The organism is Nostoc sp. KVJ20 (assembly GCF_001712795.1).
Classification (GTDB): domain Bacteria; phylum Cyanobacteriota; class Cyanobacteriia; order Cyanobacteriales; family Nostocaceae; genus Nostoc.
Map to the genome: position 1 here is coordinate 11,994 of NZ_KV757585.1, position 12,985 is coordinate 24,978.

The window sequence follows — 12,985 nt, forward strand, 5'->3', positions numbered from 1 at the left end:
ACCAATGGTACTCAAATCGACTTTTGAACATGGATGGCTATTATCAAAACTACTGAAATTAGATGATGAATATCAAGGTAGGTGGGAGCAATGGCGATGGACAATGGAAACTGGAGAGCTACCTAAAGAAATACCACAAACTGAGTTTTTAGACTTAGGACATCCTCAAGTTTTACAGATGCTCTCAAGCTGTCTGCAATCTATTCCTAAAGGTGGGTGCGGCAGTCCTTCCAGATTTATTCCCTATTTCACTGACTGGTTACTTTATGCTCTAGGGCATCCTAGCATTCCTAAATTGCCTCATGAGCCAGAGGGATGTAACGGTGCGAGTAATCGTCTTATTCAAGAACTGGAACTGAAGCTTTTGATTTCTTGTCCCTTCGATTACTTCGGTCATTTGTTGGCTGCTAATCATTATGGACAATCAAGAGCTAAATTCTATCCTACTCCTACTTGGACAGCCAGGACAATGGCTATTGCAGCAGTTGACAGTTCTGCTGCAATAGCACCGTTTCATATATATGAACCAGCACTTGGTACAGGAAGATTAGCATTGGAAATGTCAAATTATGCCATCAGTTTGACAGGCTGGGAGTGGGATTCATTACTAATAAAAATAGCAAGTTTAAACTTCATGCTTTACGCTCCCTACTTGGCATTGCCTATTCCTAGTTTGGGTGGAGATTTAGTCATCGGAGACACCCTGACTGGCAAGGGTATTTCTTTTATCCGACCAAATTTAAAGTATGAAACTCCCGCATCAACACCTAAACCGAAGCTAAATAATAGATTGCTAATTAATGGTATCGAATACGAAAATACTAAATCAGAAAATATGTTGCAAGGAAGTTTATTTTGATGAACATTAAAATTACTGAGTGGCAACAACTATTTCAAAATTGTGTCAGTAATCCTCCTCTGATAATTTCCTTGCCTACTGTAGCACTTGCCAATCCTCCCTATTGCAAAATTAATCTCACTTCCGATTCAGAACTAGCCCGATTTGAGATGGCTTATAAATGGATAAAACACGGAGATGGAAGCTACGTTATTACATCCAAGTTGAAAACCCAAGCAGAACAAGAGTGCTTATTTGTAGAACAGTGTTTAAATCAATTGCAACCTGGTGAAATAGTCTGTATCTTGGTATCTAATGGAATTCTGTCTTCATCTAAACAAGCACACTTTCGCCAATGGCTATTAGAAGACATGGCTTTACTAATTGCTTCCATTCAGTTACCTACAGAAAACTTTCAGGTAGAATGTGGGTTGGGAATTATCACCAGCTTTTTAATTCTTCAGCGCAAAGGTGGAGATTTACCAATACCAGAAGACTACTCAATCTTTATGGCAGTTGCGGATAAAATTGGTTTTGATAGTCGAGGTCGTCGTCTCTTTCGTTCAATTAAAAATGGGCAACAAACCCAAGAAATTGATAGTGATTTACCGCTAATTATGGAAGAATTTAAAAAGTTTATGACACAAGTTTGGTAAAATCATATTTACCTAAAGTAATTCAGGACTTATATCAAGCTGGGTACGTAGCAGGCGCTCGTTAAGCATGAAAGAAAGCACTTCCCCCTGCTTTAAGAGCCTCCCTCTGCGGTCTTAATGATAAGTCTTTCACCGAACATGAGATTACTGGGGAGTTACAGGAGTGCCTTGCTCCACGAGGAGCTTTGCTAACAATATTTTGTCAAAATTTAATGCAATCCTGGTGTTTGATAAACTCGTTTAGTAAAATTGTCCAAAACATCAGGTTCACTGCTACTAGACTCCTGTGCAGGTGCTACATCTTCTTCTGGTAAAGGCAACATCCGCGCTGCTGACTCAATCCGTTCATGTAATGCTTGTGTTAACGTTTTAATATCAGGAATTATCACCTGACTTTCTAAAGCAGGTTTAACTTGTGTGTCCCAAAGAGCCTCACTATCATGCGCCCGTTTTTCATCCGCTTTGGACACTGGAATAATTAAAGGATAAGGAATAGAAGCTTGTCCCTCGGAACTGTAACCAGGACTGGTAATTACGCACTTGCCTTGAGGAAATTTCAAAATTTCGTCAGCACTGATTACAGGCATTTTTTGTAAATTCTCACTCCAACTAATTGAACGGCTCATTTGTCCGCCAAGCGATCGCCCTGTGGTACGATTTTTAATCAGCACTTCCTTCTCACCGTAACGTTTGGAGTAATCTTCAGCCGTTTTGTAATTACCAGGATTAAACAAAACATGGGTACTGCAAGCTGATGCGATCGCACTCCCCATCTTATCCCCATAAATATCGTAAAGTTGCTCTAAACTTTGGATACCCAGAATAAAGCAGGCACCGTTGGAACGATATTCATTAATCCACTGTGGTAATCTGTCCAGCTTAATTGATGGCAATTCATCCAAAGAAATAATTAACGGATCTTTGCGGGGACGGCTTAAATTACCAACGATCATCAAGTGCATTGCAGCCGCCAGCAGAGGCCCAACCACACTGCGACGTTCATCATCTAGCTTGAACACCACCATCTCTCTACCTTCAAGCTTAGTAGGAATATCCGATTTCCCTATAAATGCCCTCAGCAAATCAGCTTGGATGAAAGATGAGAAAGTACCTGCTGCTGTGGTCAAAATCCCCGAAATAGTCTTCTCTGCATCCTTGGCACTCAAAAATTGAATAAATGAAGTCGCCACCCATTCATCCAACCTTTTGGACTGTACCGCATGGTCAAGACGCTGTACCAGTTTTGGCAACCGCAGCACAGCATAAAGCATCGCCATATCTGGGTAAGGTGAACCCTTGACTAACTGTAAAAGTGCTTTAGCTAACAAGTCCCCGGCTTTAGCAAAGAACTCATCACTTTTACCACCACTGGAAGCATTGCGGTTAATCACTTGCCCAATTTCTCCTGCCATTACCCCATCGCGTGCATCACGCATATAATCCAAAGGATTGATCACACCGCTAAAGGGTTCACCGGGGGCAAATACTCGTACTTTATAGCCATAACGTGCAGCTAGGGGTGCATGGAGTCGTAGTTGGTCGCCCTTCTTGTCATAGAGTAAAATCGGAAAACCTTGCTGCATAGCACTTTCTAACATCCGGTCTATGGTAGAGTAGGTTTTACCAGACCCAGGCGCACCTATTACCAGTGTTCCCCTTTCGGCATTGGGAAACCAAACACTAGGAGATGCACCCAACATTGTTTGGAGATTAGTAATTAGCGATCGCCACTTGCCTTTTACCCAATAGCGAGGAGTTCCAGACCACAGGGTAACTTTATTGTGTTTGCACTCCTTGATTTGCTTGAGTGCTAGGTTAGTTGCTGCTAGTTTCTCGCTGATACCGGAGACTTTACCAGTGGTAATTTTTCCCTTACCAGTACCACTGATTTGCAACAACAGTATAACGAACAGTATTCCACCTACCATCATCCAACCTTGGGGATTATTATACTGTTGAAACAACTTGCCAAAGTCAATGCTAGCCAGAGGTGCTTGGAAGGATGAGACTTCAATTAATGTTGAGTTAGCAGTGATCTGGTTGTGTGGTAGATTTTTCTGGGAAATGTTCATAGCAGTGAAGTATGCATTTAGCAGAAATTTTAGCTACCAAGTGAAAGCTAGGGTATTGACCTTTTGGACATTTTTTTAGAGGTGTTAGAAACTCTATTTCTAGAGGAGTGTCAGATACATAACAGCTTTATGAATGATTGCTGTTAAACCTGGCCAATACATCTTCACGGGAGAGATTCGATAACTGCAACAGTAAAGAAGCATACTCTTGTGAAGGTAACTCTAGAATAGGCTGAATAATTGTGGCTAATTGTTCATCTAGCGTACCAAATCGAACTGTTAGTAAATTTTCTACAACCATACGTTGCCCTTGCTTTTGAGCCTCTTGCTCCCACTGTATATATAGTGGTGATAATTTCATGATTAACCTCCTGTTATCCTCATCTATATTTTCGCTAGTTTGTAAATTAGCATTCAAGATACTTTATTTGATGGCGTAATTTAAATCTGTGGTGGAGAGTAATTGCCTCATAAACAACGATTGGTAAATAAGTTTTGAGGCTAACGCCTCATGCGTTGGGCAATCATATTTATGTATTCCAATGGTTAAATCTAGGGTTTCAAACAACTCTAATCGCTCCAATCAATCTACTGCCAAAACTGCTGCTTCTAATCCCAAAGCTAATACCAAAGCTCAAGCAGCTAAATCTAAAGCTCCTAACACTCAATTGTCAGACCTTGATATTGACGATATTGACCCAGAACTTCTTAGCGACAGTTATAACCAAGTTAGACGACCGTTACTGCCTTACGGCATTGTCGTTAATGACAAACCCGCCGGACTTCTGATTCCAGAAGATCAGCTAGAAAAGGCTGGCTGGCTTGATATGCCACAGGAGGACGACCTAACTATTGTCACCCTAACTGAAGATGTTACTGGACTCTTAATTACTCAAGCACGGTTACTAGTTTTAGCTTTTGTACCAGAGTATATCCGTTATAAATCAGATGTTGAAGACTTAGGTGGTTCTTTTGTTGGGCTTTATGATGAATACAAACATAACCTTGACAAGAAAACAATGGATGTGTGTTCAGAACATGCACTGGTGTTTCTGGATGAGGATAATCAACCCCTGCATACTACTCCTGTCGTTGTCCGGTTTAAGAATGTAGCTCTCTGGAGTTTTAAATCGGTGCGTGAGGAGTTTTACCGTTCTTTGGAGAAAACCTTTGCTGACTATTTCCAAGTGCCATTTAGCGGCAAAAGCGATAGGTGGCGTAGCTTAGGTGTACTGTCAGTCGAGTTCAAAGCTGTCAAAGAGGGCGAAGGTAAGAATAAACACGACTGTTGTAAGACTGTAGATTATACCAAACCCACCGTTGAAAATCTGTCTCAATTTTATTTGGGTCAACCCGCAGCTAAAGCCCTAATTTGGCAACAACATGATGCGATCGCTGGTTTTAATGAACCTCAATCCCTACCTGCTTTGCCAGGAGAATCGGTGTCTGTAGACGTGGAAGTATTGCCACCAAATAAGAATAGGAACAAAACTCAAAGCGTTCGTAAATCGAAACCAGCGACCAAGCCACCTCGCAAAATTCAACTTATTGACGATGATGACTTCCTCGATGAAACCGACGATTTGGAAGCTGAGTTAGACGATGATGATTTTGAGGAGGAAGACGATGAACTGGATGATGAGGAATAGTCCAATGCAACTATAGCGTCTGTGCTGGTAAACTACCCACTACTCAGCACTCAGCACTCTTCATCCACCATTGACCTAGATACCGATTTAATGGGAATTTCCTAGAGGTTTTAGAATAAAACTCTGCCGTAGCTAAGATGACTATGGCAGAGTTTTATTCTAGATTTCGAGTTATCAACTTTGGGATTTTTTACCAGTAGTGAAAAGCTGACTATCAGCAAGTTGATAGTCGTTGCCATTGAAACAAAAATTCAATTGGCGTAGCTGCTCTTGCTCGGTTTGCAGTACTTTAATGCACGGTAATGCCTGACCTCGGTTCTCTCCCACTGACAACAAATGTTTACCTGTTGGCAAATTGGGATTCAAGTAACTCAAGAATACCTGAGTAATTGGTTTGTCCTTTCTGAGCCAGTAACCAGTATACAGACATCCCAAAGCACCACAGACATCAGGCGTATTCAAGTTGAAAACTGCGAACCTGCCCTCTTTCCCTTCCACACTCCAAGCCAGTATATTTTTAGCAGATACTTTGGCATTCAACTCTGTATTTTCTACAATCACCTGTTCAATTACTGAAGCAGGCACAACATTAGCAGCTTTGTTCCAAGTAACGGTTGCCGCATTTAAGCTACAGCCCCCTAAGCTCATGAGAATCGACAGCAACAAAAAGATGCCCAAACCAATGCGAAACCAATGAATCCAGTAGCGTACCCTCATAGTCGGTGCTGGTAATTGATATGCAGTTGCCTTCAGTGGTTGAGACTGAGTAGGGGAGGCGGAGTCAGAATAAACTCCCTTTCCTTCCCCTGTTTGCCCAAAGTGTATTTTTGAATTGGTATCAGTATCAAATATTTCTTTTATCTCATGGGGTGAAGTAATAGAAGTTTTAGATAAATCTGCCATACTCTACCTCCCATTTTCAGTATTTTTCGCAGTGCTGATGTAGCTAGAATTTACATTAGGAGAACAGGTCAGCGTTCCATTATCGCTATTACTGTTGCGATAACTAGCTAAAGCGGTTTTGCCGTAATCTTTGAGACTGAGGCGACCGAGGGCATCTGAGCCATTTCCATCAACTTTGCTGTAATCACCACCAAAATGCTTTTGAGCCACTCGTTCAATTAGACGTTCGCCCGTAAATGGCTCTCCTGTAGCCGGATCGATTTGCTCTTGTGTCACTTGAATTTTGTTAGCCATATCAGCCATAAATGCCCTATCTTGGTCGGCTGGAGGAAAAAACTCAAATAATTCAGCCTCTGTTGGTTGATGCCCTTGCTCCACTTGACTCAGGAACTCTTGACCTCCAGGCTTGGCAGCAATTAACTGCACTGCATAGGGGTTATAACTCATGAACTGGTAGCGACCGAGAGCGCGACCACAATTTAACCCCCCATCCGCACAGGTATGTATGCCAACTGCTTTGTAATCGCCACTACCAGCGCTCTCAATTTCCGCAATCGCATTTGAGAGCGATCGCAAATCAATACCGGAGAATGATTGATCTGTTATCGACCGACTACCATTACTAAACGTGCATGGATTAATCTTCTCTCTTACTCCAGTACGGTTGATAGTGCTAGCTTTAGGCTCTCTTGTAGCTCCAGTTGGTAGAGACGCAGTATTTGTCCTCTGTTCACTCAAATTGCCTACAAATATCAGAGAGTTAACCTTGTAGCTGAAAAAAGGAACAGGCCCGATAAAATAAGGTGTACAACCCATTCGCCAAGCACAGAACCGAAAGAACAAAGCCGTATCTACCGTATCAGTAGTTTCATCCGGCTCCATTACCACCACCTTAAAAGCTTTACCAAACGGTAGCCTTCCTGTTGGTTCCCGACCGTTGTTCACTGCTTTCAGGATACCCCGCCCGCCCTCGACTTCTTGGTATTTACCGGAAATCCACTGTTTACCTTCTAACTTACTGCGATCGCTACGACCTGTATTTTCCAAATCATCCAATTCTAAGTAAGCGCAGTCTTTTACAGTACAAGGCACAGAAAACCCTTGCACGTCTGAACCAGAAATCGTATTGTTACGGCGGTTTTCTGCTGGGCCATAAACTACATCAATCCGCATTACTAAGCTACCAATTTCAGTGATGGGATTAGGCATTAATCCTAAAGGTACTTGTCCCAAACCAGGAATATCCGAAACATTGCTATTCATCCAACCTGTAAATTGTTGTAGCTGTACTGCATCTAAGTTAGGAATTGAAGAAATAGAAAACTTTGACAAGTCGATTTCTCCCAGCTTCATTTGCCCAACTTCATACTGTGTTAGTACCTGAGCTAGTGTTAAATTAGATGCAGCAATTCCCTTTGATTTTAGTAAGGTTGCAACAGGTGTAATATTGTTTACTTGCGTCTTAGCCAATTCTGGGACAACCTGAGCTAAATGACTCAATGTCTGCTCCCCAATCAGAGGAAATTTACTCAAGGCAATTTTGTTGAAATCTATACTGTTAATGTCTGTGTTCGCCTCTGGTTGTGTGCCCAGAGCGATCGCTTGGATCGCCTGCAAAGAAAACTCCTCTGCCTGCAATGCTTCACTGATATCTCCTAACTTCAAATATTGGTCAGGAGTCATACCCACATTCCAAGTGCGACTCAGGTCATAACCCAGTGTTTGACTGTAGGGACTGCCATCAATTGCACCGGATTGACTGATACCTGGTAGCTGGCCCAGAGAAATGCGGCTCCAGTCTGGCAGCAAAACTTTAGTAGCAGGTAGTCGAGACTGAGGATTTGCAACTTCTACAATTCGAGTCGGTAAATTGCCATCACCAAATGTGTTGATTGTGGCTTGTGCGGCAATGCTATAAATAATACAAGTTATGACAACCAGAAGAGATATCCATGCTTTTGGTATCTTCATAATTCCAGGTTTAAAAATGACAGCACCTATACCCCAACAAGCAAAGTAATTTATTGAATAAAAACCCGGCGTTGCTGAATGAAGGAATGAAAATTAAAAATTCAATCTCTCAAACTCTTATTCTCTGCGCCTCCGCGTCTGGAGCATGTTAGCGTACCCCTGTGGGGAAGCAAGCTACGCGGAGCGTCTCTAAGAGTTGCGGGGCGTAAGCCCGACAAAAATCATCCCACTGATCAGCAACGCCAAAACCCCAATTACTTGTTGCTTATGGGGTATAAGAAGAGAGTGAAAATATGACTTATAACTCTAGCTCCGGGGATGGTGACTGTTGACTTTTCTTAGACTTGTAACCGGAGCCAGAGCCATATCCTGATAATTGAGGATTGGGATTAGCAGCCGATTCAGTGTAAGGTGTATCCCCAAGATTGATTTCAAAAATATTCTCTTGATAACCATCCCTAAATTGGTCTGCTTGCAAAGGATTACTACTATCTCCAGAACTTGATTGCTCAACACCGTAACCTTCAGATTGATAGCCACTGCCAGACTGATAATTACTACTGTCGTCAGTATCAAGATTTTGGTTAATTGTAGGTTCGTTATTCATTGGCATTACCTAAAAAAGCTGTATCAATGCCAGCATAAAAAGATTTATCTAGTATCAGCATTCACCTATTGGACATTAATTTTTTAGCCGATTGGCTATTTTTGGTGATGCGCTCATATCGAGATGAAAAATGGAGCAAATGAATTTCATTTCACCAGAAATAATGGCAGAAATCAGTGATGGTAATAGTACCAAACTGCCAGAAAACACCCGAAAAATGCTGCAAATTCTGGCAAGTTTAAATACACCAAAAGAATTATTAGCAAGTCTTTTGGAAATAGCTGAATTTTCCCTACACCATGTTCGCTACCTTGCAGGGCCATTGGTAATTCATCGCAGTCCTTGGAGTGATGCGATTCCCCAATGGCTGAAGTTTGCTTGTATTCAGGATCGATTGGAACTTATCTTCACTGAATACGAACAGGATCAGGTTGGTGTTTCCAGCACAGCCACAGAAGTTCTTACCTACATGATGCCTGCAACTTACGAAGCACCTCTGCATAGGGATTACGCTGACCTTTATCTTTGGGTAGGTAATGAAGTTTTAACAAAATACGATAAATTACCAAAGGGTTGCAAGAGTTTTTATGAATTTATAGGTGATGGTGATACGAGCAATGCCAGCAATAATCGCATCATTCATTTTAATCAGGTAAAAAATGAATTCAACTATCTTAGCAGGTCAATTCGACGCAGCATAGTTAAACACGCAGCACAAGAGGGATGGGGTAAGCGTCATGTCAATGCCTTGCCTAACTTAGACTCAATCCAAAGAACTCCAACTCCTAAACCTTCATCAAATTCAACTGTGCAAATTAGCTTGTTCTGAATTTTCCAGAAATCCTCAGTCTATTCAAATTTTCATCTGAGGATTTTTCTGTTAAATGGAAGCGATCGCTTCTTTAATTATGAACATAGATTTTCAAGCTAGTCATCATGAACACTCAAGAAACTCAAGAAGTTTTAAATCATCTCATCATTGGAATTACAGCCATATATGCCATTGTGATGGTCGTTGATTTCGTTGTGGGAATAGTCCATCTGTGGCAGAAATTTACAGTCAACATCGAAAACACAACATCTGAAAAATCACACCTGGAATCTATTGATATTAAGAAATCTCTCAATTTGAAAAATCAAAATCAATCAACTAACCGTATTACATCAAAATCAGAACCTCAACCAGACAACTTTATTAGCATTGATGTAGACAAAATTGATTTACGGACAGCCAGAAAAATTGCTACTGCCATAAAAAAAGCTTCAACATCCAATCCTGACTTAATTATCAAACAAAAAGTCAACAATAAATGTGTTCCTTTAGCCTGGTTGCAAGCACAGATTAAGCATCGTTTAGAACTGGCACCAGAAATTGTCAAACCCATTATTAGAGAATTGGCTCCTACTGCTTTGACATCTGTTCGAGAGAATATTCAGCATTCTAACATTGCAAAAACAGGTAAACGTAAAGTCAGTTAATCATATAAAGAGAGGAATATCGATATGGCGGTTATCGCTCGGATGAGAAGACAAAAGTACTTGCTGTACAATCTTTCCAGCAAAGTCTTTGTATCTCCCTCAACTGCACACCGCTATAGTATTACCTCTCCTTAATAGGTTTTCAAATCTTTGTATAAAACTAATTTGAAGTTGCTAGATATACAAGCTATCGCTTCTAGGTAAGAAATTCAAATTTAATTCATTATGGCTACAAGCTTAATAAATACAAATAACACCAGTATTTATACTCCACAATATACTCTTGTTTCCAATGTTTCAACTCTTAATTCTGCTCTCCAAGGTCTGTTTCAGGCAGAAGTTTTAGCCATAGATTGTGAAACAACAGGACTTGACCCTCTAACTGATTCTATTAGACTGATTCAAATAGCTGCACCAAACCATCCGGTAGTACTAATTGATTTACCAGCTATTCCCAAAAGCGATCGCCAACTACTCAAAAAACTGCTTGGTAACTCTGCTATCAAAATTGCTCATAATGCCAAGTTCGACTGGCAATTTCTCACACTCGCAGGACTTCAACCCTCTGGTCAATTCTTTGATACCCAACTTGCTTATAAAGTTCTAACCGCAGGATTAAAAACAAGCTCATCCTTACAAAATATAGCTAAAAAACTATTACACCTTCAACTAGATAAAACTCAACAAATCAGCGATTGGTGTAAACCTCTTACCAAGGTTCAATTGCACTATGCTGCCGTAGATGCTGCCATATTACTTGACCTTTACCCAATTCTCCTCAAGAAGTTAAAGCAGGCAAAGTTACTCAAAATTGCCCGACTGGAATTTCAGTGTATGCCTGTTGTAGCTCAAATGGAACTTAACGGAATGCTATTTGACTTATCCCGATGGCAGATACTGGGTGCAAAACTAGAAGCTGAAAAAACAGATGCTTTAAGCCAACTCAAGCAACTCCGTATTGCTAGTTCTCAGATGTCATTGCTGCCAGAACTGACAGATGCAGTAAACCCGAATTCACCTCAGCAAGTTTTGGCTGCTCTACAAGCTATTGGTATTAAAATCAACTCAACTAATCAAAGTAAATTAGTTTCTTTAGCTGCACAGTATCCCATAATTCAAGCATTGCTAGATTACCGCCGTCTATCCAAAATTATCGGCACTTTTACCGAGAAACTACCCCAGCATATCCACCCCAAAACTGGGAGAATTCATCCCAACTATTATCAATTAGGGGCAAAATCCGGTAGATTTTCTTGCCGCAAACCACCTCTACAAAATATTCCCCGTGATCAAGCAGCTCGTAGCTGCTTCATTGCTGCCCCTGGCTATAAAATTATCAAAGCCGATTACTCCCAAATAGAACTACGAATTATGGCTCGGCTTAGTGGTGATACAAAGATGTGCCAAGTCTATCGCCAGGGGGCTGACTTACATCGATTAACAGCATCTCTAGTAACTGGAAAATATATCAATGAAGTGACTGAGGAAGACCGCAGACTAGCAAAAGCAATAAACTTTGGATTGATTTTCGGTATGGGCGCTGCCAAACTCCAAATTTACGCCCAAGTAAAATATGGGGTGGCAATGACATTAGAACAAGCAAAAGCTTTCTCTAAACGATTCTTTGAAGCTTATCCTGGAATAGCTAGGTGGCATGAAAACATCAAACGTAAATACATCAAAGGCATTAAGGAAAGTCGTACACTAGCAAACAGACGACGGAGATGGGTAAACAAGCCCCGACTATCAGAGCTATTTAACCATCCAGTACAAGGTTTAAATGCCGACATCAACAAATTAGCTATGGTAAAACTTTCAAATCCATTAGCTAAATTCAGAACAAAACTTATCTGTGTAAGACATGATGAAATTGTACTGGAATGTCCAGAGACTGAAGTTGAGCAAGTTAGCAATATATTACACAATTGTATGGTTGCTGCTGCCCAAAAGTTTCTCAGTCCTATTCCAGTTGTTCTAGATATTAAAACATCAAATAGCTGGTGAACTACCCCAACTTGCGGAGTACGACTGAAGTTAGATTTGCAGTCAAGCTATTCTGAGAAGATTTGTCAAAAACTCAATTGCCCTCCTCACAGTATAGCTCGTGCAAAAATGTGATTAGAGGGCGTTTCATTTTTGACTCGAAGCACTATCCCCGCCCTATCCCAATACCGTTTAGTTAAGGACATTTATCTGTTGGGGCGGGCTGTTCTTGAGCAGGGGAAGCAGGGGGAGAAAAAGGCTTAACCCAAGCGTATTACACCCTATCCACTATTTCTGACTATTCCTGAATCGGTATTCTAGCCATTATAAATAACGGAACTATTTTAACTATATCTGCTTACGCAGATTGAGAGTGAATCCAGAGTTTAAAACCCGCTTAATTGGGTTTCATTTGTGTGTCTATAAACTCTGTAACTGACAAATACCTGATGTAATAAATGAGTTTAAATATTTACATATTTGAGGTGTATCAATGTCTAACCCCCGGATTTTAGGGGCAAGAGAAATTCATCTAATTTCACTCTACAGTCACTGGGAATTTGGTATGAAACCAGAAGAATTTTATGCCAAATGGGATGTGAGTTATGAACAAATTGCCTTAATCTGCTGTCGTTCTGATTCTACGGTCAGAGGTTGGTTTAAGCAAGGTAAATTTAGACGCTATCCTCAGCCTAATGATTTACGACATTTGGCATTCATGGACTTTTTACTGGAACATTTTGAAGAAGTTCCCGAACAACTTTGGCAATTGCTATGTCTGACTCATTCGCCTTGATCTCAATAACATTTCTATTCTACATATAGCA

The 12,985-nt window shown here is 40.8% G+C and carries 12 protein-coding genes; 7 read left to right on the forward strand and 5 right to left on the reverse strand.

From position 1 onward, the window contains the following. Nucleotides 1-4 precede the first annotated feature (4 nt). Nucleotides 5-859, forward strand: coding sequence for a hypothetical protein (locus A4S05_RS08735; protein ID WP_069069443.1), 855 nt, complete (start codon nucleotides 5-7; stop codon nucleotides 857-859). Continuing rightward, entirely contained in the window at nucleotides 859-1,494 is a 636-nt protein-coding gene (locus A4S05_RS08740; protein ID WP_069069444.1) for a DNA methyltransferase family protein, read from the forward strand. The genes A4S05_RS08735 and A4S05_RS08740 overlap by 1 nt, the downstream gene beginning before the upstream one ends. A gap of 209 nt (nucleotides 1,495-1,703) precedes the next feature. Here the strand turns inward: A4S05_RS08740 and A4S05_RS08745 are convergent, their stop codons facing one another. Together A4S05_RS08745 and A4S05_RS08750 are read right to left on the reverse strand one after the other, a co-directional pair. Next, nucleotides 1,704-3,566: a type IV secretory system conjugative DNA transfer family protein gene (locus A4S05_RS08745; protein WP_069069445.1), complete on the reverse strand. Its 1,863-nt coding sequence runs from the start codon at nucleotides 3,564-3,566 to the stop codon at nucleotides 1,704-1,706. A gap of 127 nt (nucleotides 3,567-3,693) precedes the next feature. Next, entirely contained in the window at nucleotides 3,694-3,927 is a 234-nt protein-coding gene (locus A4S05_RS08750; protein ID WP_069069446.1) for a hypothetical protein, read from the reverse strand. Between the two features lie 181 nt (nucleotides 3,928-4,108). Between A4S05_RS08750 and A4S05_RS08755 the strand changes: the two genes are divergently transcribed. Next, a complete protein-coding gene (locus A4S05_RS08755; protein WP_069069447.1) occupies nucleotides 4,109-5,215 on the forward strand; it encodes a DUF5895 domain-containing protein in 1,107 nt (368 codons plus the stop codon). Between the two features lie 174 nt (nucleotides 5,216-5,389). Here the strand turns inward: A4S05_RS08755 and A4S05_RS08760 are convergent, their stop codons facing one another. The 3 genes from A4S05_RS08760 to A4S05_RS08770 form a co-directional block, all read right to left on the reverse strand. Continuing rightward, complete coding sequence (locus A4S05_RS08760; RefSeq protein WP_069069448.1) at nucleotides 5,390-6,118, reverse strand: hypothetical protein; 729 nt, start codon at nucleotides 6,116-6,118, stop codon at nucleotides 5,390-5,392. Nucleotides 6,119-6,121: 3 nt separating this feature from the next. Beyond that, on the reverse strand, nucleotides 6,122-8,089 hold the full coding sequence (locus A4S05_RS08765) for a peptidase M23 (RefSeq protein WP_084227036.1): 1,968 nt from the start codon (nucleotides 8,087-8,089) through the stop codon (nucleotides 6,122-6,124). Nucleotides 8,090-8,387: 298 nt separating this feature from the next. Next, nucleotides 8,388-8,696: a hypothetical protein gene (locus A4S05_RS08770; protein ID WP_069069449.1), complete on the reverse strand. Its 309-nt coding sequence runs from the start codon at nucleotides 8,694-8,696 to the stop codon at nucleotides 8,388-8,390. 130 nt (nucleotides 8,697-8,826) lie between these two features. Here A4S05_RS08770 and A4S05_RS08775 point away from each other — a divergent pair, with 130 nt between their 5' ends. The 4 genes from A4S05_RS08775 to A4S05_RS08790 all read left to right on the forward strand — a co-directional run bounded on the left by A4S05_RS08775 (nucleotide 8,827) and on the right by A4S05_RS08790 (nucleotide 12,954). Then, complete coding sequence (locus tag A4S05_RS08775; RefSeq protein WP_069069450.1) at nucleotides 8,827-9,525, forward strand: hypothetical protein; 699 nt, start codon at nucleotides 8,827-8,829, stop codon at nucleotides 9,523-9,525. A 107-nt stretch (nucleotides 9,526-9,632) separates the two neighbouring features. Next, nucleotides 9,633-10,175, forward strand: a complete 543-nt coding sequence (locus A4S05_RS08780; protein WP_069069451.1) for a hypothetical protein — start codon at nucleotides 9,633-9,635, stop codon at nucleotides 10,173-10,175. Between the two features lie 225 nt (nucleotides 10,176-10,400). Beyond that, entirely contained in the window at nucleotides 10,401-12,179 is a 1,779-nt protein-coding gene (locus A4S05_RS08785) for a bifunctional 3'-5' exonuclease/DNA polymerase (protein WP_069069452.1), read from the forward strand. Between the two features lie 472 nt (nucleotides 12,180-12,651). After that, nucleotides 12,652-12,954: a hypothetical protein gene (locus A4S05_RS08790; RefSeq protein ID WP_069069453.1), complete on the forward strand. Its 303-nt coding sequence runs from the start codon at nucleotides 12,652-12,654 to the stop codon at nucleotides 12,952-12,954. Nucleotides 12,955-12,985 lie beyond the last annotated feature (31 nt).